The organism is Pseudomonas sp. GW-45, from assembly GCF_056896675.1.
On record NZ_CM167674.1, the window covers coordinates 3058199 to 3082954 of the forward strand.

Annotated in this window: 25 protein-coding genes; 21 read left to right on the forward strand and 4 right to left on the reverse strand. The window is 53.8% G+C overall.

The genetic code is table 11. The annotated features are described in order from the left end of the window. Positions 1-11: 11 nt before the first annotated feature. The 3 genes from AC1XYH_RS14310 (at position 12) to AC1XYH_RS14320 (ending at position 2056) form a co-directional block, all read left to right on the forward strand. Positions 12-320 (forward strand): TlpA family protein disulfide reductase, encoded by a 309-nt coding sequence (locus AC1XYH_RS14310; RefSeq protein ID WP_483323829.1) that lies wholly within the window; start codon positions 12-14, stop codon positions 318-320. A gap of 46 nt (positions 321-366) precedes the next feature. Then, the gene (locus AC1XYH_RS14315; RefSeq protein WP_096346789.1) at positions 367-1122 is read left to right on the forward strand and encodes an AraC family transcriptional regulator; all 756 of its coding nucleotides are present in this window, start codon (positions 367-369) and stop codon (positions 1120-1122) included. Positions 1123-1195: 73 nt separating this feature from the next. Then, positions 1196-2056 carry a sterol desaturase family protein gene (locus AC1XYH_RS14320; RefSeq protein WP_339847880.1) on the forward strand — a complete coding sequence of 287 codons (861 nt, stop codon included), beginning with the start codon at positions 1196-1198 and terminating at the stop codon, positions 2054-2056. 140 nt (positions 2057-2196) lie between these two features. Here AC1XYH_RS14320 and cadR read toward each other — a convergent pair whose 3' ends face one another. Further along, positions 2197-2601, reverse strand: coding sequence for a Cd(II)/Pb(II)-responsive transcriptional regulator (cadR, locus tag AC1XYH_RS14325; protein ID WP_096346791.1), 405 nt, complete (start codon positions 2599-2601; stop codon positions 2197-2199). A 97-nt stretch (positions 2602-2698) separates the two neighbouring features. On the opposite strand from cadR, the gene AC1XYH_RS14330 reads away from it, so the two are divergent. From AC1XYH_RS14330 to umuC, 11 genes are all read left to right on the forward strand, one after another. Further along, on the forward strand, positions 2699-3595 hold the full coding sequence (locus tag AC1XYH_RS14330) for a cation efflux transmembrane domain-containing protein (RefSeq protein WP_123891174.1): 897 nt from the start codon (positions 2699-2701) through the stop codon (positions 3593-3595). A 1-nt stretch (position 3596) separates the two neighbouring features. After that, positions 3597-4109, forward strand: coding sequence for a signal peptidase II (gene lspA / locus AC1XYH_RS14335; RefSeq protein WP_123891175.1), 513 nt, complete (start codon positions 3597-3599; stop codon positions 4107-4109). Between the two features lie 100 nt (positions 4110-4209). Next, a complete protein-coding gene (locus AC1XYH_RS14340; RefSeq protein ID WP_123891182.1) occupies positions 4210-4848 on the forward strand; it encodes a peroxiredoxin in 639 nt (212 codons plus the stop codon). 113 nt (positions 4849-4961) lie between these two features. After that, complete coding sequence (locus tag AC1XYH_RS14345) at positions 4962-6959, forward strand: heme lyase CcmF/NrfE family subunit (protein ID WP_123891176.1); 1998 nt, start codon at positions 4962-4964, stop codon at positions 6957-6959. Continuing rightward, entirely contained in the window at positions 6956-7480 is a 525-nt protein-coding gene (locus AC1XYH_RS14350; protein WP_022964277.1) for a DsbE family thiol:disulfide interchange protein, read from the forward strand. The genes AC1XYH_RS14345 and AC1XYH_RS14350 overlap by 4 nt, the downstream gene beginning before the upstream one ends. Next, entirely contained in the window at positions 7471-7959 is a 489-nt protein-coding gene (locus AC1XYH_RS14355) for a cytochrome c-type biogenesis protein (protein ID WP_022964276.1), read from the forward strand. Before AC1XYH_RS14350 ends, AC1XYH_RS14355 begins: the two co-directional genes overlap by 10 nt. Positions 7960-7961: 2 nt before the next feature. After that, a complete protein-coding gene (gene ccmI, locus AC1XYH_RS14360) occupies positions 7962-8846 on the forward strand; it encodes a c-type cytochrome biogenesis protein CcmI (protein ID WP_335605092.1) in 885 nt (294 codons plus the stop codon). Positions 8847-8923: 77 nt separating this feature from the next. After that, positions 8924-9178, forward strand: coding sequence for a helix-turn-helix domain-containing protein (locus tag AC1XYH_RS14365; RefSeq protein WP_152486867.1), 255 nt, complete (start codon positions 8924-8926; stop codon positions 9176-9178). Positions 9179-9396: 218 nt separating this feature from the next. Continuing rightward, positions 9397-9570, forward strand: a complete 174-nt coding sequence (locus AC1XYH_RS14370; RefSeq protein ID WP_158611315.1) for a hypothetical protein — start codon at positions 9397-9399, stop codon at positions 9568-9570. A 15-nt stretch (positions 9571-9585) separates the two neighbouring features. Next, complete coding sequence (locus AC1XYH_RS14375; protein WP_268870412.1) at positions 9586-9954, forward strand: LexA family protein; 369 nt, start codon at positions 9586-9588, stop codon at positions 9952-9954. Further along, the gene (umuC, locus tag AC1XYH_RS14380; protein WP_483323830.1) at positions 9951-11228 is read left to right on the forward strand and encodes a translesion error-prone DNA polymerase V subunit UmuC; all 1278 of its coding nucleotides are present in this window, start codon (positions 9951-9953) and stop codon (positions 11226-11228) included. Before AC1XYH_RS14375 ends, umuC begins: the two co-directional genes overlap by 4 nt. 2 nt (positions 11229-11230) lie before the next feature. On the opposite strand, the gene AC1XYH_RS14385 is transcribed toward umuC, so the two are convergent. The 3 genes from AC1XYH_RS14385 to AC1XYH_RS14395 all read right to left on the reverse strand — a co-directional run bounded on the left by AC1XYH_RS14385 (position 11231) and on the right by AC1XYH_RS14395 (position 14140). After that, positions 11231-12184 (reverse strand): YagK/YfjJ domain-containing protein, encoded by a 954-nt coding sequence (locus tag AC1XYH_RS14385; protein WP_483323831.1) that lies wholly within the window; start codon positions 12182-12184, stop codon positions 11231-11233. Between the two features lie 366 nt (positions 12185-12550). Further along, entirely contained in the window at positions 12551-12748 is a 198-nt protein-coding gene (locus tag AC1XYH_RS14390) for a helix-turn-helix transcriptional regulator (RefSeq protein WP_483323832.1), read from the reverse strand. A 60-nt stretch (positions 12749-12808) separates the two neighbouring features. Beyond that, positions 12809-14140 carry a hypothetical protein gene (locus AC1XYH_RS14395; protein WP_483323833.1) on the reverse strand — a complete coding sequence of 444 codons (1332 nt, stop codon included), beginning with the start codon at positions 14138-14140 and terminating at the stop codon, positions 12809-12811. Positions 14141-14302: 162 nt separating this feature from the next. On the opposite strand from AC1XYH_RS14395, the gene AC1XYH_RS14400 reads away from it, so the two are divergent. From AC1XYH_RS14400 to AC1XYH_RS14430, 7 genes are all read left to right on the forward strand, one after another. Next, entirely contained in the window at positions 14303-14968 is a 666-nt protein-coding gene (locus tag AC1XYH_RS14400; RefSeq protein ID WP_123891035.1) for a hypothetical protein, read from the forward strand. 441 nt (positions 14969-15409) lie between these two features. After that, complete coding sequence (locus tag AC1XYH_RS14405) at positions 15410-15787, forward strand: hypothetical protein (protein WP_483323834.1); 378 nt, start codon at positions 15410-15412, stop codon at positions 15785-15787. A gap of 146 nt (positions 15788-15933) precedes the next feature. Then, positions 15934-16872 (forward strand): peptidoglycan-binding domain-containing protein, encoded by a 939-nt coding sequence (locus AC1XYH_RS14410; protein WP_483323835.1) that lies wholly within the window; start codon positions 15934-15936, stop codon positions 16870-16872. A gap of 1141 nt (positions 16873-18013) precedes the next feature. Then, positions 18014-18217 (forward strand): cold-shock protein, encoded by a 204-nt coding sequence (locus AC1XYH_RS14415; protein ID WP_483323836.1) that lies wholly within the window; start codon positions 18014-18016, stop codon positions 18215-18217. A gap of 649 nt (positions 18218-18866) precedes the next feature. Next, positions 18867-20120, forward strand: a complete 1254-nt coding sequence (locus AC1XYH_RS14420; protein ID WP_483323837.1) for a TolC family protein — start codon at positions 18867-18869, stop codon at positions 20118-20120. Next, positions 20117-21565 carry an efflux RND transporter periplasmic adaptor subunit gene (locus tag AC1XYH_RS14425; RefSeq protein WP_483323838.1) on the forward strand — a complete coding sequence of 483 codons (1449 nt, stop codon included), beginning with the start codon at positions 20117-20119 and terminating at the stop codon, positions 21563-21565. The genes AC1XYH_RS14420 and AC1XYH_RS14425 overlap by 4 nt, the downstream gene beginning before the upstream one ends. Beyond that, the gene (locus tag AC1XYH_RS14430) at positions 21562-24699 is read left to right on the forward strand and encodes an efflux RND transporter permease subunit (RefSeq protein WP_483323839.1); all 3138 of its coding nucleotides are present in this window, start codon (positions 21562-21564) and stop codon (positions 24697-24699) included. Before AC1XYH_RS14425 ends, AC1XYH_RS14430 begins: the two co-directional genes overlap by 4 nt. The last annotated feature ends 57 nt before the right edge of the window (positions 24700-24756 follow it).

The window sequence follows — 24756 nt, forward strand, 5'->3', positions numbered from 1 at the left end:
GGCGTGAGGAAATGCCGACGCTGGACTCACTTCAGGCTAAACTGGGCGGCGAGCAATTTGAAGTGGTCGCGCTGTCCGTTGACCACGTAGGCATCAGCGTTGTTGAAAAATTCTACCGGGAAACAAGCATTCAGCATCTTCGCCAGTATATTGATCCGTCCACACTGGCGACCTCAACGCTAGGCATAGAAGGTGTTCCTACAACGCTGCTGCTTGATCATGACGGTCGCGAAATTGGCCGCCTGGTCGGTGCCGCGGAATGGGACAGCCCGGCCATGGTGGATTTGATGATCCGTGCCATTGACGGGATTCGGAACTGACCGAGGGTCACTCCGACTGAAAGTCTGTCTTTGCAGAGATGAGGCGATGACCAAACCAAAGACTTTATTGAACCCATGGCTCGGCTCCGTAGCGATAAAGCCAGGCATGGGCGCCTTCCATGGAGAGTCGGGAGACAATAAGCCCCATAAACATTGGGCTCATCAAATCGTGATCGGTTTAGACGCAAGCGTTGAAGTCATGTCCGGTGAAACACGGTGCGAGAGAAGGGGGTTGTGGATACCAGCTGGAGTTACCCATCAATTAAAACTGTCCAGGGTACTGTGTATTTACATCGATCCAAACCTTGATGTCTGCAATGCTTTACTGCCTTATATCAAAAACCCGTCGAAGCGATCCATCCGGGCACTCGAAGAGGATTTCATTACGGAGTGTTTGTCTCGCTTTACTGGCACCGAAAACCTGTTAATTGCACTGAAAGCTTTCGAGCGACAATACCGGGGTAGTAAGCCATCTGGTCCAAAGAGCAGGTTGAGCGACGTTTTAGAAGCATTGAATGCCGAAGCATCGGGAGGACGATCAGTCTCACGAGCCGAGTTGGCGAAAATGGTTTGCCTTTCTCCAAGCCATTTTTCCCACTGGTTTACCGAATGTACCGGTTTACCTTTGCGCAGCTATAGAAAGTGGCTAAAGCTACTAACCGGGTTTGAGTTATCGCGCGAGATGTCACTTACTGATGCAGCAATTGCTTCGGGATTTTCTGATCAAGCCCATTTCTGCAGGTCTGTTACTGAGGCATTTGGCGTTTCCCCAACGGTTATTCAACGGCTTTTATCCAAATAATCAGCTCTTTCGTTCAATTTGGCTGCGTGCATCCGTGAGATGCTGAACGCTCTAGTTAGCGAGGACTGTTGGAATGATTCGTAACGTAATGTGGTTAGTTAGGCTTTTGTATTTGCCGTTGTTTTTGCTCGTGGGTAATGGTGTTGCTGTCTATCTCGTTGCCGAAGGTTTCAACGCCGGTTGGCTGGGGTTTTTGATCCTGGTGTTTATAGGGATTTCTTTCGCCACTGAAAGACTTATCCCCTATGATCGGGCGTTTAATGAGCCTCAACAGGATCAGCGGCGCGATATGCTCCATGCACTCATGAACGAGTCGCTTAATGTTATTGGCATAGCTGTACTCCCATTAATTGCAGGATTGCTCGTTTTGGCACCGATCTGGCCTTCCAGCTGGCCACTGGTTTTCCAATTGCTGTTGGCAATCCTCATTTCTGATATCGGTATCACCCTGGCGCATTTTGCGAGTCATCGCCTCCGGTTTCTGTGGCGCCTACATGCTGTTCATCACAGCGTAAAACGGTTGTACGGCTTTAATGGGCTTATGAAACATCCACTGCATCAATCTATAGAAACAGTTGCCGGAACGACACCATTGCTCATTATAGGAGTACCGCAGAATGTCCTGATGTTGTTGGTGGTTGCAGTTGTGCTCCAGTTGCTACTGCAACACTCGAATGTAGCGTATTTTACCGGACCGCTGAAAAAGGTTCTCGCAATCAACTCCGTACATCGTTTCCATCATTTGAATACGGCAAAAGAGGGTGATGTGAACTTCGGGCTTTTTACCACCTTGACTGATCGCTTTTTAGGCACGGCTTACTTCGATTCCGAGCGAACGATCGGCACTAAGGATCTCGGTATTGCTTCAGAGCCGAATTACCCAACGAACTACTGGCAGCAGTTGATGCAGCCTTTTCAACGAAACAAGACATGATGAAGTGCTTGCTCCATCTGCCGACTACTCAGGCTACGTGTTGCCGAAAAACTCTGCCAGGGAGCGGATGTTCAGCACCTACGCAAGTATCTTGATCTTTCCGCGCTGGCTACCCTAATACTGAGCATAAGTGCTTCAGGCTACTGCTGCATGTTTCCTTCGCTGAGCCCTTCGAGAACCCCGCAGGCCTCAATTTCCCGATCATCGTTACAACTTGCTCGCAGCGACACAAGTTGTTTCTCCAGTACCTGCAGATCGGTTATCTGAGACCGTACCTGAGCGATGTGATCATCAAGCAAGGTGTTGATGGCCCTGCAAGGCTGATGGGGCGCGCCCTGATAACGCTGTAACTCGTGAATTTCAGCGAGTGATAGCTCAAGTATTCTGCAGCGCCGGATGAAGGCCAGTCGCTCAACATGCCGTTCAGTGTAAATACGGTAGCCGTTGTCCTGACGATCCGGCGGTGGTAACAAGCCCTCTCGCTCATAGAAACGGATGGTCTGGGTGTCAACCCCTACGGACCGCGCCAACTGACCAATGCGCATCGGGTGTCTCCTCAACAAATGGTATCTGCTCTATTGACCTTATAGTGGCTATATGGTTTTAAATCATAATCCGACAATACTCAAGTGGAGCCGTATCATGAGTAAATCCTGTGAAGACGCCTGTGGCTGCGACGCAACGTCCGCCGAGGGTAACGCCGGGTCGGAGGCCTCTGAAGCGTCCGGCAACTGGATCAGTGTGTATACCGTACCGAAGATGGATTGTCCTTCGGAGGAACGGATGATTCGACTGGCCCTGAATGGTTTTGAAGACATTCGCGGGCTGTCCTTCGACCTGTCTGATCGGCGGTTGAAGGTTGTGCACGATGGCGAGGCTGAGCCTATCACCGCGAAGCTGGCGACCCTCGGGCTGGGAGCTTCGCTTCAGGAAACGGCCGCTGCCGACCCTGAATCAATCAAGGCGCTCGGGGGTACGGCTATCTCGGCCGAGCAGGAGTCGGGCACCCTGCGTTGGTTGCTCGGTATCAATGCTGTCCTGTTTGTGGCGGAAATGACGGCCGGCCTGATCGCGCACTCCACCGGTTTGATTGCAGAATCCCTGGACAATTTTGCCGACGCGGCCGTGTATGGGCTCGCCCTGTATGCGGTTGGGCACAGCGTGAAAACGCAGGTGCGTGCGGCGCATCTCGCGGGCGTACTCCAACTGATACTGGCTGTAGGCGTACTTGCAGAGGTGGTGAGGCGCTTTGTCTTCGGCAGTGAGCCGGAGTCGCTGGTAATGATGGGGATTGCGTTCATTGCATTGATCGCCAATACCACCTGTCTGCTGCTGATATCCAAACATCGGGAGGGTGGGGCGCACATGAAGGCGAGCTGGATATTCTCAGCCAACGACGTGGTCATCAACCTGGGGGTCATTACCGCCGGCGCACTGGTGGCTTGGACTGGCTCCAATTATCCGGACCTGATCATCGGCAGCATCGCGGGGGTCATTGTACTCAACGGTGCCAGGCGCATCCTGGCGCTCAAGGGTTAAAATGTCCATCGCTGGCAAAAAGTTCTTGCCGTATACCCTGCTGGCTATTTCCGGCCTGATCGCAGCGTCTGACCAGGTTGTAAAATGGCTGGTCCAGCAGTCAATGGCGTATGGCGAGTCGATTCCGGTGACCCCGTTCTTTAACTGGGTTCATGTCTGGAACACCGGCGCCGCATTCAGTCTGTTTGCCGATGGTGGAGGCTGGCAGCGCTACTTTCTTATCGCAATCGCGGTAGTGGTCTCGATCGTACTGATCAGGTTGATTCTTCAGTGCCGCCGCAGGGGAGAAGCCATCGCGTACAGTCTTATTCTTGGCGGTGCCGTGGGCAACCTGATTGACCGGATATTTCGTGGCTATGTTGTGGATTCCTTTGATGTCTATTGGCAATCCTGGCACTGGCCAGCCTTTAACCTTGCCGATATCGCCATTGTGCTGGGCACCGTGCTTTTCCTCTATGTCAGTTTCATACCCGAAAAATCGGGCACGAACGCCGCACCGGATGGATCTGGCTGAAAAAACGTGTGACAAACGCCTTTACCTTAAAGTTGACTTTGAACATATCGTCTGTGTTGACGAACCGAGAACGAAAGCCAAAGCAAAGGAGAATGAAACGATGACATTGCAACTTGGAGAAACCGCTCCCGATTTCACCGTCGCATCCACCGAGGGAAACATTCAGTTTCATGAGTGGCTGGGAGACGACTGGGCCGTGCTGTTTTCACACCCCGCCGACTACACTCCCGTCTGTACCACAGAGCTCGGCGCCTTCGCCAAGCGCAAGGACGAGTTCGCCAGTCGCGGCGTGAAGCTGATCGGGGTGTCTGTCGACCCGCTCGATTCCCATAACGACTGGGCGAAGGATATCGAGAAAACCCAGGGCACAGGGCTTAACTTTCCTCTCCTGGCAGACAAGGATCAGGTGGTTGCAGACCTTTACGGAATGATCCATCCAAAAGCCGACCCCAAAGTGACTGTTCGTACGGTATTCATTATTGATTCCGCGAAGAAAATCCGTCTGATGCTGACGTATCCACCCAGCACCGGGCGCAATCTGGACGAGATCCTGCGCGTTATTGACTCGCTCCAGCTAACCGACAACCATAAAGTGGCCACGCCGGTGGACTGGAAAAATGGCGAGGATGTGATCATCGTTCCGTCGCTCTCCAACGAAGAGGCCAAAAAACGCTTCCCTGAGGGATGGGATGAGCAGACACCGTATCTGCGCGTTACCCGCCAACCTGGCCGGAAGTGATAAGGCGTTCGCCAGCCGGTCGTGCGGCTGGCGAACGAAGCAATACCTGAGAACCCCTCATCGATAGGTTCGGTCATCGCCGAACCCTTAACCTACCCGAACAGGGTCCAGAAATGCTTACCTTGACAGTCCCTGAAGTTGGTCTATTCGCCTTACTGATTGCACTTTGCCTGTCGCTGCTTCAGGCGACCGTGCCCCTTCTGGGAGCCGCCACCCGGCGCCCGTTGTGGATGGCTTTCGCAGAGCCCATGGCGTGGGGGCAATTTGCCTTTCTGCTGGTTTCTTATGCCAGCCTGACCGCCAGTTTTCTTCTGGATGATTTCAGCGTGGACTATGTGGCCCGTAATTCGAACTCGATGCTGCCTTGGTACTACAAGTTCACCGCCGTCTGGGGATCTCATGAAGGCTCGGTGTTGTTGTGGAGTCTGATTCTCAGTGGCTGGGGCTTTGCCGTCAGTCTGTTTTCCCGCGAGTTGCCACGGGACATGCTGGCACGGGTTCTGGGTGTTCTGGGTGTCGTCAGCGCAGGGTTTCTGCTTTTTATCGTCGTTACGTCCAGCCCCTTCGAGCGCTTGCTGCCGGGCATACCAACCGACGGTGCCGATCTGAATCCGTTGTTGCAGGACGTCGGCCTCATCATCCATCCGCCGATGCTTTACATGGGTTATGTGGGTTTTTCAGTGGTCTTTGCTTTTGCCATCGCTGCGCTGATTGAGGGGCGTCTCGATGCGGCCTGGACGCGCTGGGTTCGGCCGTGGACCAACATTGCCTGGGCTTTTCTCACCCTCGGCATCGCTCTGGGTAGCTGGTGGGCCTACTATGAGCTGGGTTGGGGCGGCTGGTGGTTCTGGGATCCGGTGGAAAATGCATCGCTCCTGCCCTGGCTGAGCGGGACAGCGCTGATACATTCACTGGCGGTCACGGAAAAACGCGGCACGTTCAAGAGCTGGACGGCACTGCTGGCGATTTTCACGTTCTCACTCTCGTTACTGGGCACCTTCCTGGTGCGCTCAGGGGTACTGACCTCGGTTCATGCCTTTGCCAATGATCCATCTCGGGGGCTCTTCATTCTGGCGTTGCTGGGAATAACGGTCGGCGTCTCGCTTTTGATCTTTGCGCTACGGGCGCCGCGAATGAGCGCCAATGCGGGCTTTAGCTGGCTTTCCCGGGATGCTCTGTTGCTGATCAACAATATTTTGCTGGTCATCATGACGATCACGGTCCTGATGGGCACCCTGTACCCCTTGATCCTGGATGCACTCGGGCTGGGCAAGGTCAGTATCGGCGCGCCTTACTTTAATAGCCTGTTCGTGCCACTGACCGTCATGCTGTGTGCCTTTATGGGGCTGGGGCCGGTCTCACGCTGGAAGCAGATGCCCGGTCGGGAGCTGTTCCGGCGACTACTGGGGGCGGGCTTGGCCGCACTGGCGATTGCGATATCGATACCGTTTCTTTACAACGGCCAGTGGAATGTCGCCGTGGCGCTGGGGATGGTGGCGGCCCTGTGGGTAGTACTGGCGTTGGTGCGCGACCTGTTTGATAAAGTCCGCAATGCGTCCTCTGCGCTGTCCGGATTGCGTAAGTTGACCCCTTCATACTGGGGCATGGTGGTCGGCCACGTGGGCCTGGCCGTCACCATCGTGGGCGTGGTGATGGTGTCGAACTACGCCATGGAGCGTAATGTGCGGCTTGATATCGGTGAGCAGGTGAATCTGGGCGGGTACGATTTTACGCTGACCGAACTGGGCGAGCGTCGGGGGCCCAACTTCCTCGCCGATACGGCGACCATCGAGGTTGCCCGTGAAGGCCGGATTGTCACCACCCTGTACCCGGAGAAGCGCCTGTACATTGCCCGAGGGCAGCCGATGACCGAAGTCGCACTCGACCCCGGCCTGTTGCGGGACCTTTACGTGGCCATGGGGGAGGAACTGGACGACGGCAGCTGGGCAATGCGCCTACAGGTCAAGCCATTTGTACGCTGGCTTTGGCTGGGTGCGCTGCTGATGGCCTCCGGGGGCGTGCTGGCCGTGGCAGACCGTCGCTACCGTCGTCGCCGTGCAGTCGCCGCTAATGGGGAATCGATGAGGCCGACGCGCGAGGTCCGCGCATGATACGCCGACTGTTGCTGCTGCTTCCTTTTCTGGTATTCGTTGGCCTGGCCTTCTTTTTGTACCGGGGGCTTTCGCTGGATCCCAGTGCTCGCGAGTCAGCCCTGATAGGCCAGGCGTTTCCCGCGTTCACGCTCCCGACGCTGGAGGACCCTGATACCGAGGTGGATGAATCCCTGCTTCGCGGGCAGATATCTCTGGTCAATGTCTGGGCATCCTGGTGCCCGACCTGCAAGGAGGAAATGCCCCAGCTACTGGCGCTCTCCGAGCGCGGCATTCAGATGGTGGGCATCAACTATAAAGACGCCCGTGACCTGGGGCGACAGTTTCTCGAAGAGTTCGGAAAACCTTTCGAGGTCAACATCTTCGATCCTGCCGGTGACCTGGGTTTTGAAATTGGCGTGTATGGCGTGCCCGAAACCTTCCTGGTCGACGCAGACGGTATCGTTCGATACAAGCACGTTGGGTACATAACGCCCGCCCAGGTGGATGAAGTCATGATGGAGGTAGAGAAATGGCGCTAACCCTGAAGATCCGTTGCTGTGTGGTCATCGTGCTTTTGATGGCCTCGTTCCAGTCGATGGCGGATACGGCAATTGATGCGCGTCATTTCGAGGATCCGGTGATGGCGGAGCGTTATCGCGACCTTACGGCGTCATTGCGGTGCCCTAAATGTGATGCTCAAGCCATCGACAGCTCCGATTCGCCGGTGGCGGCGGACATGCGGGAGCGGGTAGCGCTGATGCTTCATGAGGGGCGTGCGGATAAGGAAATTCTTGATTTCATGGCTAATCGTTTTGGCGAGTTCGTTCTTTACAATCCGCGCCTTGACGGGCGCACGTGGCTGCTTTGGGCATTGCCGGCAGCGCTGGTAGCAGGAGGCGCCCTGGTTGTGATTGCCTTTGTCCGGGCACGCAGGCACCGGCGAGTGCGGCCGCTCTCCGAGGAGGAGCGTGCCCGCCTGTCCTCTTTGATTCATCGTCATCGTGAGAGGTCGGAATGACTATGCTCTGGTTAAGTATCGGCACACTGTTGCTTATAGCGCTGTGGTTCCTGAGTCTACCGTTACGGCGAGCAAGGGCGATCCATGACTGGCAGCAAGGGTTTGAAACGGATGACCGCGCGGAGGAGCAGAATCTGGCCGTGTATGAGCGTCGGCTTGCGGCACTGGAAAGCGCCTGCGAGCGCGGCGAGGTTGACGTCGCACGCTTTGAAGAAAGCCGTCACGAGCTTGAACGCAATCTTCTGGAGGACACCGAGGCCCGTCGTCGCGTGCCTCTCAGGAACCCGCTGGCAGGACGTTTTGTAATCCCTCTGGTGATAACGGCATTGATTGCCGCCACCGTAACCGGCTATCGATGGGTGGGCGCCAATGGCGATCTGGCTCTGTATGCCGTGGTGCAGGAGGTTCTTAACTCTCCCGGTGCCTCACCGGAGAACCTGATTGTCCGGCTCGAAGAGCAGGCCGAGAGTCAGCCGGATAATCCCAAGGTCTGGGCTTTGTTGTTTCCGCTGTACCAGAAGGTCGGTCAGCCAGATCGGTCGATTCGCGCCCTGGAGCGATTGATCGAACTGGAAGGCCGCCGAGCCGATCTTCTGGCCCAACTGGCTCAGTTGAAATTCTATGTGGCCGGAGGCAGCCTGACCTATGAAGTTCAGGCGCTGGTAGATGAAACACTCGATAAGGATCCGCGTCAGCCGACAGTGTTGGGCATGCTGGGGGTTGAGGCTTTCGACGATGGCCGCTATGAACAGGCGATCGGTTACTGGCGCCGAGCGTTGGCTGGCTTCGAGGATTCCGCCTCCGCAGAGGCCATTCGTAAAGGTATCGCTGTTGCTGAGCAGCGGCTGGAACAGTCTGCCAATGAAGCTGGCCTTGTTGTTGATTAAAACCCGGACACACTTTCATAAACAGAGTCAGGACGGCCAATGTTTATGCCGACCTCGGCATTCCTAATGCTGATGAAATGCAGGTAAAGGCCCAACTGGCCTCCCAGATCGGCGAAATAATCAAGACCCACAAATGGAAACAGGGCCAAGCGGCAGAAGTGCTTGGCATGCCTCAGTCCAAGGTATCCAAGATGCTTCGGGGCCAATTTCGAGGCATCAGTGAAGCCATGATGCTCGAATGCCTGACGCGGCTCGGGCTCGATGTACAGATTGTGATCGGCGCTGACAGCCACTCTACAACGCCAGGCCGGGTTTCCGTCGCCGCCGCCTAGCGTCACCCAGGGCCACAGGACCTGCCGGACGCGGTGCCGGCGATGTGACTCTTGGAGGTGATGCGGCTGGGCCTCGAGGTACTGCAGGACGTGACCTTTTGGAGGTAACAGGATCCGTACCAGGTCTGAGAACTCGTGTGAACTGTTTTGTCCGGAAGGGAGTTAAGGAATTGGTGCGGCCTGCAGCTTGCGAGGAAGTGGCGAGGTTTGGAAGCACCTTGGACCTGATTAAAGCAAAGCTTGCCGTCGAATCCCTACAGTCCAATCTTAAGGATGTTGCTCTCGAACTCAGCCACGGCAGAAGTCCTACTGAACTGAGCGTCCTCCTCAGCGACTACATCAACTTGGCGCTGGAGGAACTCGGCAGCGCCTCTATTTCTATCGAGCGCTGACAAGATATGGGCGGAATGAGTTCATATGGGAATGCTGCACTGGATCACATGGAACAGAAGATCTCGCTCGATCAGCTGCTCGATGTGCACGCTCCCCATACCTACCTGGTACGCGTTCGTGGGGACAGCATGACCGGCGCGGGCATTCACGATGGCGATATTTTAGTAGTCAGCCGAGCTCTTACAGCCGGACATGGGGATATTGTCGTTGCCGCTGTCAACGGCGAGGTATTCGTCAAACGCTTGATTCGGCGCGGTCAGCAATTGATCTTGCAACCTGAAAATCCACAATTTGCGCCCTTGCATGTGCTGGAAGGCGATGAACTGCAGATCTGGGGTGTTGTGCGTAACAGTATTCGCTGGCACCTGCCCTGCGAGAAATGAGCATGGCGCCCAAAAGCTTTGCCTTGATCGACTGCAACAGCTTCTATGCCAGCTGCGAGCGCGTATTTCGCCCTGACCTGGCAAAGACGCCCATTGTCGTACTGAGCAACAACGATGGCTGCGTGATCGCTCGCAGTGCAGAGGCTAAGCCGTTCATCAAAATGGGCGAGCCTTACTTCAAGATCAAGGATCAGCTAGGTCAGCACGGCATCTTGGCTTTCAGCAGCAACTATGCACTGTATGGCGACATGAGTGAGCGGGTGATGACTACCCTGGAAAGCCGCCTCCCGCTGGTTGAGGTGTATTCGATTGATGAGGCCTTTGCCGACATGACCGGGCTTCCCGAGCCGTTGGATCAACTGGGTTACTCATTGCGGGCTGACGTGCTGCAAATAACTGGTATTCCCGTGGGTGTTGGCATTGCCAGCACCAAAACTCTGGCAAAGCTGGCCAATGCAGCCGCCAAGCGCTGGCAGCGCCAGACCGGGGGTGTGGTGGATATCCGCGATCCAGAACGCAGAGACAAACTGCTGAAGGTCATGCCCGTTGGTGAGGTCTGGGGCGTTGGTCGACGCATGAATGAGCATCTACAGGCCATGAGCATCAAAACAGCCTGGGAGCTTTCGAATGCCGACCCTGCATTGCTGCGCAAACGCTTCAGTGTAGTGATGGAGAAAACAGCCCGTGAGTTAAGGGGCATCAGTTGCCTGGATATGGAGCCTGAGGCACCGGCGAAACAGGAAATCTGCAGTAGTCGTGCCTTTGGCCAGCGCGTCTATGACCTAAAGGGGCTGCAACAAGCGGTAGCCTCATACACCACGCGAGCTGCCGAAAAACTCCGTGGTCAGCAGTCACTGTGCAAAGTAATCCAGGTTGGCATTCGAACAGGGCTTTTCAACCCCAACGAGGAGCGTTTCTCGCGCAGTCTACAGGTCCACTTACCCTACCCCACCGACGACTCTCGGCTATTGATCCAGGGGGCTATGCAAGGCCTGGAACACATTTACTGGGAAGGCCCTGCGTATGCCAAGGCCTCTGTCATGTTGCTAGGGCTATGCCAGCGCGATCAATACACCCCAGACCTGTTTGCCCCTACTCAGGCAGCGACATCAGACCGCTTGATGCAGACAATGGATCAGATCAACCAGCGCTGGGGAAAGAACACGCTGAAACCTGCCCGCCTCCCTGCAACGCCTGAGTGGGGTATGCAACGGCAATTACTCAGCCCTAGCTACACCACTCGGCTTGATCAGTTGTGGACGGTTCGTGCTTGATACTAACGGATGAGACTGGTTCGTAAGGCTCTTGCACCAGCAGGCTTGATTCGTAGGTGCTGACCTTTGTCTTTGACCAGGTAGGTCATCAGGTTAGCTATCGCCTGACGGCCCTGTATATCTGATCGACCAAACATTCCCGTTCCCCTCAGGTCATCATCACCATTAAATTCACGGCTGCTGTCGTGCCAATAGCCACGGTTCTGAGTGATGTCTACCCACAGCTCACCGATACGCTCCGCAATACTGGACTGGCGAAACACATGTGACCCGTTAAAGAAAAAGGCAGTATGTAAGTGGAAGCCCTGGTCTTGCCCCTGCTCTATTCTGACGATATGGCCTACTAAGTACTTGAAAAGGGGATTTGTTCTCCGCGCTGCGACTAAACGGTCCATATCTGCATAGACTTGCTCGATGGTAAGCCTTTGCCTAGCGATCTCGCGGTAGTAAAGATTTATCCGGAGCACCAGTACCTTGGAATAGCGTTCAGTTAGTCGGTGCACGAAAGCCTGTATGTCCTCTGCTTGACGCTTAGCTCGGTATCGACGATCAGCTGATCTGCGACGATAATCGGCCTCCTTGCTCATTTCACGGATACGCATCACCAGCAGATTCATCGTCTCTGGCTCTGACAAGTAGCAACCATCCTGGACTGGATCAGGACAGGTGTGACGATAGCCATCGTATTCCAACCTGATGTCATGGCATGCGTTGATGAACAATTCCAACTTCTCGCTGTAGTCGTAATCCACACGACCATCAAACAGAGCAATCATCTGGTTCAGGTACTGCAGATCGATGCCCAGGACAGTCATCCGGTAAGGTTTCGTTGTGTCTGGGTGGGGGATGAAGGCCAGAGTCTTATAGCGCAGTACATCATCCACGAACTGATCAATGAGGTAGCTGACTTCTGCTTGGGATAGGGCTGGAGATGAGGTAGTGATGGCTGAGTACATGGTATGTCTCCTTTGTGAGTGACATACCAGTCCCTGCTAATATTTTTTTTTACCTACCCTGACTAAAACCCTACAAATATAGTCAGGTATATTTCTTGCGTTCTCCTCTGGTGCTGCTTGCGATTCCTGGTGGTAGAGGAGCAGTAAATAGCCCTGAAGGAAAAGCTAGCCAACCAGTATATAAATTGATCCCACCTTGGCCCGGATACAAATGCCAAGCCTGGCTTGCGTTCTGTGGAAAAATTCACGCTGTGCACGTGCAAATTGGCGTGTCGCGACAATGACGAGTTAGTTGATCTCGCGACCGTATCCGACGTGACAAGAAACGGCACAGGAGCACCACGACGCAGTGCCGTGGTGCCCCTGTCAGACAACATAATTGAGCTGGTCCCGCTCCTCGATTCGTTCCAAAATCCAGTCCTGGACTTCGCTCTCGATCCAGCCGACGCAGCGGTCACCCAGAGATATTGGTTTTGGGAAGGCGCTCTCGCTGATGTACTTGTAAATTGTCGACCTGGCTAGGCCCGTTGCGCTCATCACATCACGCAGCCGTATGATCCTCATGAGCAGTCTCCTCTGTTGGCTCAGAGGATGGGGGGCAGTAGTAAAAAAAAACGAGGCAGACTATACCTTGGCCGCAAGCCCTGCCTTCTCAAGAGCAGTTAGTGAAATCTTTTGCTCATTCAGAACAACCCCTCCCCAAGCCCCATAGCCTTCAACCGCGAAACCTCGAGGCTCTAAAGCTGGAAATACGAGAACTCCAATATACTCATAACCTTGGGCCATATTGCCCGGTAGCATTAGGACCTTATCTCGCGCCCCTAGCTCAGCAAGCAGAGGCCTAATCCGACCATCCAGCTCCTGTACCAGCAGGTAAACGAGAAAAGCCAGACCCTCTATCAACTCCGAGACCAAGTCAGAACGTAGTGATCCATCGTCATAACCCCGCATAACGCGCGCGATATCCGCTTTCGCATCAACCTCGAGTGAAGCACGATCAATCTTCCCCTCGGCTAACGCACACTCGAACCCTTTGCTCGCAAGCTCGAGCAACATGAATTCCAACTGCTCGAATGCATGAAAAGGAAGGGTTCGCAATAGCATCACCTCCCGACCGTAATAGAGGGGATTATTACTTCTAGAATCTATCAAAAGGCTAGCCACAAAACCCCATTCGGCCTCACTGCCGATAAGGCGGTTGATGACCGCTGATACCCTACGCCCAGTGGATGAGAATAACGGGTGATTCGTATTGAGCAGAATGACGCTCTCAAGTTTACGTTGAAAAATTGGGGCTGCCACACCGGGAATCACACGACGAAGAACCCGATGTCTCACCAGCTTTTTCAGCCGGCCCTTGACTGCTAGCTGCGTCACCCCAATGGCAGCAGCGATCTGCCTAAAGCTCCATCCCTTTACCACTCCCATCTGGTCAGACACAGCGAGCAGCAACGCGAGCAGCAATACATCAGAAGCATCTAAATATCCTTTCCGACCCTCAATCATTCGCCGAACCTTAGGTGAAATCGAGGACCCGGCTTCACCGCTTTCAGATGAGTACTCATCAGCATCTAACGATTGCAGCTGATGGGACCAATTCAATCTTGAAGCCTTGATCGTGGGGGACTGAAGGAATAAACCGGAAGAAATAATGCTTTCCCGACGAAGCTTTCTGGCTTCGGGTAACGCACGAAGCTTTACTTCGTTGACAGCGAATTCACGCAACGGCCTACCAAATGACCCATAACACGTTCTCGCTTTTATGAACCCTGCGTCCAGTAGCAAAGGCACCGCTGAAGCCACTAACCTCGCCCTCAGACCCAATTGCTCGGCGAGGGAAGCAAGCGTCATTGCACCGGTCCAGCGCTTCTCAAAATTTGCAAAAAAAACAAGTAATACGAGCTTTTCATTTGCGCTTAAAATTTCAGCATTAATTCCTATCAATTTTTCAAGCATGGATAGATCGCCACTTATCTCCTTTCCAGATAGGGTATTTTATAAAAACAGTTATGTATAGCATTATGGATAACGTTATGTATAACGCTATACTGGAAAAGCAACCAATGGAAACTAAATCCCTAGAAAAGCAGTGGTATCCGGCATGTCGAGGAGCAGTAAGTGACTGAGCAGATTGAGTGGCTTAGGGATGAGAATGAGTGCTATTACGCTACAGAATACCTGAAAAGGCGAGCGAACGATCTGGAGCGGAGCTGCATCAAAAATACAGGCATCCAGTTGACCGAAAAAGCTAATGTACGCAGAACCGTAGAGGCGTGGGTTAACGCCCTACAAAAAAATAAATGCAGCAAAATAATTACACGTCTACAGAATAATTTAAGGCAACGCCGCTCACAGAAAAAAAACAAAGAGAAGAGATTCAACCTCTCCCTAGAAGCCTGTAGGGCCCTGGATGAGCTCACAAGAAAAATTGGAAAAAGCCCATCCGAGACCGTCTCAATATTGCTGATCAATACCCCTGAAGCCCTGGCAGAAGCTCGAGAAAAATGGATGTTCGAGCACAAAAAACAAATAGAACAGTGGACCTACGAGCACTTGGGCTTGCAGCACCAGCTCAAAATAAAGAACCTAGAGGTAGACGAACTGCATAAGCAGCTACGCTCACACATTCTCGCGCTAGAGATGTGGAAGACATCAATGGATAGTGACGCACCGCCATTCGACGGCGAAATCGAGGAGCTTGATGAACAGGTCAATGAGAAACTTCGTATCATTCAACGAGATGTGAAGAAGCAAACGAAGGTTCTCAGTTCAATTCCCGGTTAGAATTGCTGCATCACAAGGCACCACCCCCTTGCCAATCACAGATTCAGATTCCAAAAGGTATTCCAAGCGAAAACTGAACCCGCCAAATTCTATTAATATCAGTACATTAATGACCCTGTTCAGATTACCCCGGCACCAAACTAGCAAGACCTAAAGCCCTGATTATCCTAGTGATTTTCAGGGTTTTTTGTGCCCAAAATTTAAGAGTGTCGAATCCAAAATATCAGGGTAGAAGAAATGTCAGCTCAGGATCTATTATGAGATGCATTTATAACGACAGCCTGAAGGCTTCTAAGCAGTGAATAGCCCCGGTATCTTAGACACCGGCCTGACTCTGGTAATGATGATTTTCGTACTCGAACGGCGGCCAACTAGCCAATCCGCTCAAGCCTTGAGGCGCCAACGCGATGAAGCTGACATGGCCACCATACCGCTAGAGGTATGCAGAGGGTCAAAGGCCTAAGCCACACTGGCTCGCTTCAAGCGCAGAACTTCCGCGAGGTAACTGAACGGCTGGCCGCTACTGCGCACAACATCAGCCATCCCGTGGACAGCCTAGCCGAGGAATCGCAGTCTCCCCAACAGGCGCTTGACGACACCAGCCAAACGATCACCGGAATTCACGAGATGGGGCAACACATGGCTGCTGCGTCAGACCAGCAAGCGAACGCCGACGACGATAACTGTCAGCAGATCACCATTCTTGCGTGTGTCTCCGATCAGAACGCAAAGCTGGCGAAACACTCGGCACAAATCTCCGAGGATATGCAAGCCACCGCCCAAGCCCTAAATGCGCCGATTGAACGCTTCAACCGTTAAAGATTTCCGACAGCAAACAACCATCATAAAAGACATTAACATTTGAGCGAGTACACGCCCCATACTGGGATCTAGCACCTTGTGGTTTGAAGCCTTAGCCAATACCATTGATTCTTTGGATTAATAAGACCTGGAATAGTTAATATATGCGCTCTTTTCTTAGGCTGCCTCCGCTGTTCGTTGCCGCATCTTTCAGTCTGGCTGCGGGAGCTGCTGCCGCGCAGCCGGATGAGACTGCTATAACCGCGGGCCAATGTTGGGTAAACGCGTCCATTAAGCCGCGTCCGGTACATGAAGAAGTTGAAGTCGTATTGCAGGAACCCAGCGTGCGTTACGCCGTTACCCCGGCGCAGCTCAGGGAAGGCGTTCAGCAGGTTGTCACGCGTGAGGGAGCAAAGTCCTTTCGCGTGGTGCCCGCCACCTTCAAACAGGTGACGGAACATGTAATGGTCAAACCCGAAACTACGCGCTCTGTCGTGGTACCCGCTGTGTATGAGGCACGGGAAGAAGTGCTCGCCGTAGAACAGGCCAAAACAGTACTTGAACCTTGTCAAGCCGCGGGCACACGCTACGGAAATACCGGCGCGATGGCGTTCTGCGCTGTGGGAATACCCGCGAAGGAAGAGAAAGTTCAGGTCAACGTGCAGATCCAACCCGAAACCACCAGAACAATAGTCGCGCCGGCGATATACAAGACCGTGTCACGTTGGGTGGTAGACCAGCCCGCTCGAGTGGTTGAGATCAACACCGAACCACAGTTTGCCACGCTTGCCAAAATGGAAGCGGTAGGTGCTGAGAAGGTAGAGCAACGCACCGAACCGGCTGTAACCCGCCGCATGGCCATTACCAAGTACGAGGGCAAGCCGGAGGTCGTGCTTAGACGCGCGGCGTGCGATTCAGACCTGCAACCTGCACTGATAACCCGGCTACAATCTGCGCTCAGTTCTCGGGGTTACAGCGTCGGCAATATTGATAGTCGACTAGGCGAACGCACCATCGCCGCACTATCGGACTATCAGATGGACAACGGTTTGGCCATCGGTGCGGTGACATTTGAGAGTCTTGAGCATCTCGGATTGCGCTGAGTTAGCTGCCAAGGCCGTGCTCCACGCCCATTCCTTATCGGTATAAAATCTTAGGGTTTCAACAACAACTTGTCTGTCGAAACCCTACCAAACCCCATCAGCAGATGAACCTTCCCCTGCGCACCAATCGCAGGGTTGATCCCACGATGTTTAACATCAACCCGCACCAGCCAGGTGGCCACTTCCCCCCGGCAGATGCACGCTGTCAATTCGGCCGTCGGGAAATTGCCATTGGAGTGGCGCATCTGGATTAGTCACAAGCGGGATATGCAGGCACCAAGTCTCCCGCATCGCATCGGTATGAAAGGGCATCTCCTCACCCTCACTTTCGATTTGCATGTAACGAGCGCCATATGGGCCGTTAGCCAAAGCCTCCAAGGCATCCCATCATCTTGGACATATACCCACTGCAGATCTGGGCTGCGAGTCACTCCACGCCGATTACCCTTGCCGTAGACCACTTTACGCGCGCCATTGTCGGCAGAGATACGCCGTACGCCACCATCCACCGATCCGTCGCGGCAGGTAATAGCCCAACCCAAATAATCAACTCGGTTGTCCCGACAAGGAACAGGGTTGACTGATTTCACCACTGACTCAAATTGCTCAAGCAGGCGCGCCATGTCCACTTGGGAATTTGTCACTCTGGCGTATAACACTGCCGTGTCCGCCAGATTTGCAAGATAAGGCGACTTCCTAGATTTTGGTCGTTATTGCATCAGCTCCCGGTTACAAATAATGGTAATAAACGGCGTATCCGGGAAAATAATGCTCGACGTCGTCGATAGGTAATTCCAATGAGCAGCCTTGGCTTTTTGAGCCCCAGTAGCCATGTAGCTTCATACCTTTCTCAACACTGGATAATCTCCGTTTTCTGCCTCTGCCTACACTGCGTGATCACACCCTAAAACGACAATCTGGCTTGGGAGCGCAAGCGGCTCAGCAATTGATGTTAGTTATTTAGCTTGACTCTTCCTCGCATACCCCGTAGGTTTGTGTCCAACAAGCAAGACGTTTCAAGTTAGCGCGATTTTTGTATATTGTTCGTTCCTTACGGTACTTCAGTCACAATACTTCCCTTATTTGAATATTTATTGCACTTCCGAGCGAATGCTCATTGATATAGAAAAGGTAAGTAAACATGGCTAACGGCACAGTAAAATGGTTCAACGATGCAAAAGGTTTTGGCTTTATTACTCCTGAAGACGGCGGCAAAGATTTGTTTGCTCATTTCTCAGAAATAGTAGGCGGCGGCTTTAAATCTCTAGCAGAAGGTCAGGCAGTGTCTTACACCGCCACTGAAGGCGCTAAAGGCCCTCAGGCTTCACAGATTCAAGCTCTGTAATTACCTTTCGGTAAGCACGGACATAAAAAAACCCGCTTAGGCGGGTTTTTTTATGTCCGCTTTTTATCAACTGATACCTTATGTTCTCCGCAATAAATTCCCGCGAGCGCCCTCAAACCACGAGGTTGGCCTGGGTGCTCAACTGATATCCGCGTATGAGAATTGACCGCAGCACTCAAGGTCTCTTAAACTCCGCGCATGAAGGTCTACGTACGCTCGTTCCTTATCTTGCTACTAGCATTTGCGATGCCCATTAACGGCATGGCACAACTGCTTATGCCCATGGGGCCTTCAACAAGTCACGTTATGCCCGATATGCAAAACATGACGAGTAGCTCCTCTCCCATGGTTGGCACCCAACCAGGCTGTTGTGCAAACCACGAGCAGGGGAAGTCCCTGGTCTGCAAAGTAGGCCAAGAATGTAAAACCTCTAGCATTCTTCAGCTCGCGGTAGCGAATACGCCACAGATTCCCGCAGCAAAGCCATTGCGATCTTTTTATAACCAGAAGATACCCTCTCTTCTTCTAGACACCGTCTGGCACCCCCCTCGCACCTAATTCCGATCACATTCTGAGCACCGTCCGGGCGTAGCCTCGGGCTGTCTACCGCGAGCTCTGAGTTCGCATAGAAGATCAGGAATTATATTAGATGAAATCCTATATGTACTGGGCGCCACGCTATGTGGTCGCCTTGGTCATGTGCGTGGTGTCTTTCACCGGTTTAGCGTCGCCGCTAACTCTTGAACGAGCCTTGAGCGTGGCGGAGCATGAATCGCCTTCGCTAGATGCGCAAACCGCAAATCTACAAGCTGCTCGCAGCGACGTAATCCCAGCTGGCGAGCTTCCCGACCCCAAACTCAAGCTCGGGCTGCAAAACGTACCTATTGAAGGTGATGCGCGTTGGCAGCTAGACCAAGAGGCAATGACCATGCAAATGGTCGGTGTGACTCAAGACGTACCAAATCGTGCAAAAAGGCGCGCTCGAGTTGAGGCAGCACAAGCCAGTGTTGCGCTGGCAGATGTCCAACAGGCAATAGAACGCCTCAGCGTGCGACAAGGCACTTCGGAGGCGTGGATCAACACCTTTGCAGTTGAGCAGAAGCTGAGTGTTTTCAAACAACTATTCAGCGAGAACCAACTTTTCTCCAGTCTGATCAAAGCGCGTATCGCTAGCGGTACAGGGCGAACGGCTGAGAGCGTGCTTGCCAAGCAAGAGGCGGCGCTCCTTGACGAGCAGCAAGATGAACTGCTTCGCGACCAAGCTGTTGCTCGAGCCGAATTGCGCCGTTGGGTAGGCGACATGGCGACCCAGCCGCTCAACGGCGACTGGCCACAATGGCCTGCCGATGTAGATCGCTACCAAGAGAACCTATACAGCCACCCGGCGCTGCTCGCTTTTGACCCGATGGCTCGCAAAGCGCAAGCCAACGTAAAGCAAGCAGTCGCGGACAAAACACCTGATTGGAGTTGGGGGGTCGATTACCTGCGCCGTGGCAACAACTATGGCGACATGGTGAATCTAAGCGTGAGCTTCGATCTGCCAATTTTTAGCGGTTCTCGCCAGACCCCAAAAATAGCAGCCGAACGTGATCGGCTGACTGAAATTGAGGCGCAGCGCGAAGCAACACTGCGTGTGTATACCCAGGAGCTGACCAGCAGTTTGGCTGAGTTCCAACGTTTACAGCGCGCATTCACGCGAATAGATCAAACGCTACTACCGCTCGCTGAGGACAAAGTCCGTCTCGCCATGGCCGATTACCGCGCAGGCGTCGGTGAACTTGCCTCCGTAGTCGATGCACGTCGCCAGCTAGTTGAAACGCGTATGCGGCGCATTGATGTAGCTCGAGACCGATCGCTGAGCAACGCTCAACTGCATTTCACTTTTGGAGAGAACCAGCCATGACATTCCAACTCAACCGGCTGGCACTCGCCCTAAGCCTGCCTTTGGTATTTAGCACTACCGCCCTATTCGAGCTGGCTATTCCAGGTGAGGTACACGCAGCGGAGAATCCGGAAAAAGAGATTCTCTACTGGTATGACCCTATGGTTCCCCAGCAGAAGTTTGACGAGCCTGGCAAGTCTCCCTTTATGGACATGGACCTGGTGCCGCGTTATGCCGACGAAGGCGGTAGTGGTACATCCATTCGCATTGATCCCAACATAACTCAGAGCCTAGGCATGCGCGTAACGAAGGTGGAGCGCGTGTCGATTAGCCCATCGTTTGAGGCGACTGGCACCCTATTGTTCGACGAACGATCTGTGGCTGTGGTGCAAGCCCGCGCCGCAGGCTACGTCGAGCGGGTCTATCCGCACGCGCCAGAAGATGTCATCAAGAAAGACGCGCCGCTCGCAGACCTTTTGGTTCCGGAGTGGGCAGCCGCACAGGAGGAATATCTGGCACTGAGAGAGCTCGGCGACCCGCCGTTGCTTGCAGCCGCAAAGCAGCGACTGCGCCTTACCGGCATGCCAGCAGAGGCTATCGCGGAGTTGGAACGTAGCGGTAAAACACGTCTGGTTTGGACCATAAAAAGCCCAATGAGTGGTGTATTGCGCACCTTAGACGTGCGCGAAGGCATGACCCTTAAAGCCGGCGACTCTCTCGCTCAGATAAATGGCCTGGATACCGTTTGGCTCGAAGTTGCAGTACCTGAGGCGCAGATCAGCAATTTATCTCGAGGGCAATTGGTAACCGCGCGTTTGCCGGCTTTTCCAGATAACGCTCTGGAGGGAAAAGTCCAAGCCGTGCTCACGCAAGCCAACTTAGCCAGTCGCACTATCCGTCTTCGGGTAGAACTGCCCAATCCAGAGCAGCGGCTACGCCCAGGAATGACTGCTGAAGTATCGGTGAAGCAAAGCGCCATTGAAGTATTGGTTATTCCTACCGAAGCAGTCATTCACACCGGTATGCGCTCATTGGTCATGGTGGCCGAAGAACAAGGCAGCTACCGCCCAATCGAAATCCGCACGGGCCGCGAATTTGATGCAAAAACCGAAGTACTTGAAGGGCTACAAACAGGCGAAATGGTAGTGACGTCTGGTCAGTTTCTCTTGGACTCAGAAGCAAGCTTACGCGGCTTAACCGCTCAAGATTTAAGCCCCTCAACAGACATCAAGCCAGAGTTACACGAAGCAGAAGGCACCATCGTCAGCCTGGACAATGGGAAAATTCGCTTGTCGCACGGCCCCTTTAAAACCCTTAACATGCCGGGCATGACAATGTCTTTTCGGGTTGCCGATGAATTCCTTTTGTCAGGGTTAAAAGCGACTGATCAGGTGCGCGTTGGCGTGCGTCAAAGCGAAGAAGGCCTGGTGATTGAGCGCATTGAGAAGCTCGGAGACAAGCCATGATCGCCTCCATAATACGCTGGTCGGTCGCCAACCGATTTTTGGTCCTGCTTGCCACGCTGTTTACTGTCGCGTGGGGAGTGTGGTCGATTAAAAATACCGCTGTCGACGCTCTGCCGGACCTTTCCGATGTTCAAGTGATAATCCGCACGGCCTATCCAGGCCAGGCACCGCAAATTGTTGAAAATCAGGTCACCTACCCGCTGACCACCACCATGCTCTCCGTACCAGGCGCAAAAACAGTGCGTGGTTATTCTTTTTTTGGCGACAGCTATGTCTATGTGCTGTTCGAGGATGGAACAGACCTCTATTGGGCTCGTTCACGGGTGCTGGAATACCTAAGCCAGGTGCAGAGCCAACTACCCGCTGCCGCGAAGCCAGCGCTAGGGCCAGACGCCACCGGCGTTGGCTGGATATATCAGTACGCCTTGGTCGATCGCACGGGTACGCACGACCTGTCGCAGCTACGTTCCCTACAGGATTGGTTCCTGCGCTACGAGCTTAAGACCCTACCCAATGTGGCGGAAGTTGCCTCTATAGGCGGGATGGTGAAGCAGTACCAAATAGTGCTGGATCCGGTACGTATGGCCAGCCGAGGAGTTACGCAACAGCAGATCGCACAGGCGGTGGACGAGGCCAATAGCGAAACGGGTGGGAGTGTTCTTGCTCTGGCAGAAACCGAGTTTATGGTTCGGGCGGGGGGATATTTGCAGTCCATGGAGGACTTCCGAACCATTCCTCTGCGCCTCGACAGCACCGGCACACCCATCATGCTAGGAGACGTTGCGCATATCCAGCTCGGGCCAGAGATTCGCCGCGGTATTGCTGAGCTCGACGGTGAAGGTGAAGTGGCTGGAGGGGTCATTATTCTGCGTAGCGGTAAGAACGCCAGAGAAACGATCGCCGCCGTTCAAACCAAGCTCGACGAGTTAAAAGCCAGCCTGCCTGAAGGTGTGGAAATCGTCACGACCTACGATCGCAGTAAGCTGATAGATAGCGCCGTCGAGAACCTCAGCCACAAACTCATCGAAGAGTTCATCGTTGTTGCCCTGGTGTGCGTCTTATTCCTGTGGCATCTACGTTCATCGCTGGTGGCGATTGTTTCGCTACCCATCGGCATTTTGATCGCCTTTATCATCATGCAACGTCAGGGTGTCAACGCCAACATCATGTCTCTGGGCGGCATCGCAATCGCTATTGGAGCTATGGTCGATGCCGCCATTGTGATGATTGAGAACGCCCACAAGCACATCGAGGCTTGGCACAGTAAGCACCCTGGGGTCGCCTTGAAAGGCCAGGCGCACTGGAAGGTGATTACCGACGCCGCCGTCGAAGTTGGCCCAGCGTTGTTTTTCAGCCTTTTGATCATCACCTTGTCGTTCATTCCGGTATTTACTCTCGAAGCGCAAGAGGGACGGCTGTTCGGTCCACTAGCCTTCACTAAAACCTATGCAATGGCAGCAGCAGCAGGTTTATCTGTCACGCTGGTTCCGGTATTGATGGGGTATTGGATACGCGGAAAAATCCCTGACGAACACCGCAACCCGCTAAACCGCGGGCTCATTTACGTTTACAAGCCGGCATTGGATGGGGTGTTGCGGTGGCCGAAGACTACCTTGCTGGTAGCTGCTTTGGTTTTCTTGACGGGGTTGTGGCCTATCACTCACCTGGGCGGCGAGTTTCTACCACCCTTGGATGAAGGCGACGTGCTTTACATGCCCACAGCCCTCCCGGGGCTATCCGCTCAGAAAGCGTCTGAACTGCTGCAACAGACAGATCGGCTTATAAAAACGCTGCCCGAAGTTGCACACGTATTTGGCAAGGCCGGGCGCGCCGAGACGGCGACAGATCCCGCTCCGCTCGAAATGTTCGAGACAACCATTCAATTCAAGCCCAAGGAACAATGGCGGCCGGGCATGACGCCTGAGAAGCTGATCGAAGAGTTGGATCGCAGGGTACAGGTTCCGGGATTGGCGAATCTTTGGATCCCGCCCATTCGCAATCGGATCGATATGCTGGCAACGGGTATCAAAAGCCCCATTGGCATCAAAGTATATGGCACTGACCTGGCAGAAATAGATAAAACCACGCAAGCAATCGAGGGGGTCGCCAAGACGGTACCTGGTGTCAGCTCTGCACTTGCCGAGCGGCTGACCGGGGGGCGTTATATTGATATCGATATCGACCGCCGAGCTGCAGGTCGCTATGGCCTGAGTATCCTTGATGTGCAATCAATCGTAGCTGGAGCCATTGGTGGTCAAACCATTGGTGAGACTGTCGAAGGGCTCGCGAGGTATCCCATTAACCTCCGTTACGGGAGGGAATGGCGCGACTCGCTAGCCGATCTGCGCAACTTGCCCATTTATACGCCTGCGGGTAGCCAGATTACTCTGGGCACTGTGGCTGCAATCCAGATAACCGAAGGCCCGCCTATGCTCAAGAGCGAAAATGCGCGGCTGGCAGGCTGGGTCTACATCGACTCACGCGGTCGGGATATTGCATCCGTGGTAAGCGATCTCAGAGACCAAATCAGTAAAAACGTTCAGCTCCAGCCTGGGATGAGCATTAGCTATGCCGGTCAGTTTGAGTTTATGGAGCGGGCCAATGCCAAACTAAAGCTCGTCGTGCCGGCAACCTTGCTGATCATATTTGTGTTGCTATACCTCACGTTTTCGCGCTTCGGAGAAGCCCTGCTCATCATGGCGACCCTACCCTTCGCGCTCACCGGGGGAGCATGGTTTCTTTACTTGCTAGGGTACAACCTATCGGTCGCTACTGGAGTCGGCTTCATTGCGCTAGCGGGGGTTTCCGCAGAGTTTGGCGTGATCATGTTGCTGTACTTAAAGAATGCCTGGACGGCACGCCTCAAAGATGGAAATCAAGACGAAACCACTCTTCTCGAAGCAATCCGCGAAGGCGCGGTACAGCGTGTGCGCCCAAAGGCGATGACCGTCGCGGTCATCATCGCCGGCCTCTTGCCCGTGCTCCTGGGTAGTGGAACCGGCAGCGAAATCATGAGCCGCATCGCTGCGCCCATGGTAGGCGGCATGATTACCGCCCCACTGCTCTCTTTGTTTGTTTTACCGGCAGCCTATCTGGTGATGCGCCGCCGGCAACTGAAAACCTTACCGCAGTAAATGAATGAGGAGCGACCGTCACAGCAGGCGGTCGCAGCCTTTCATTGATTTATAGTC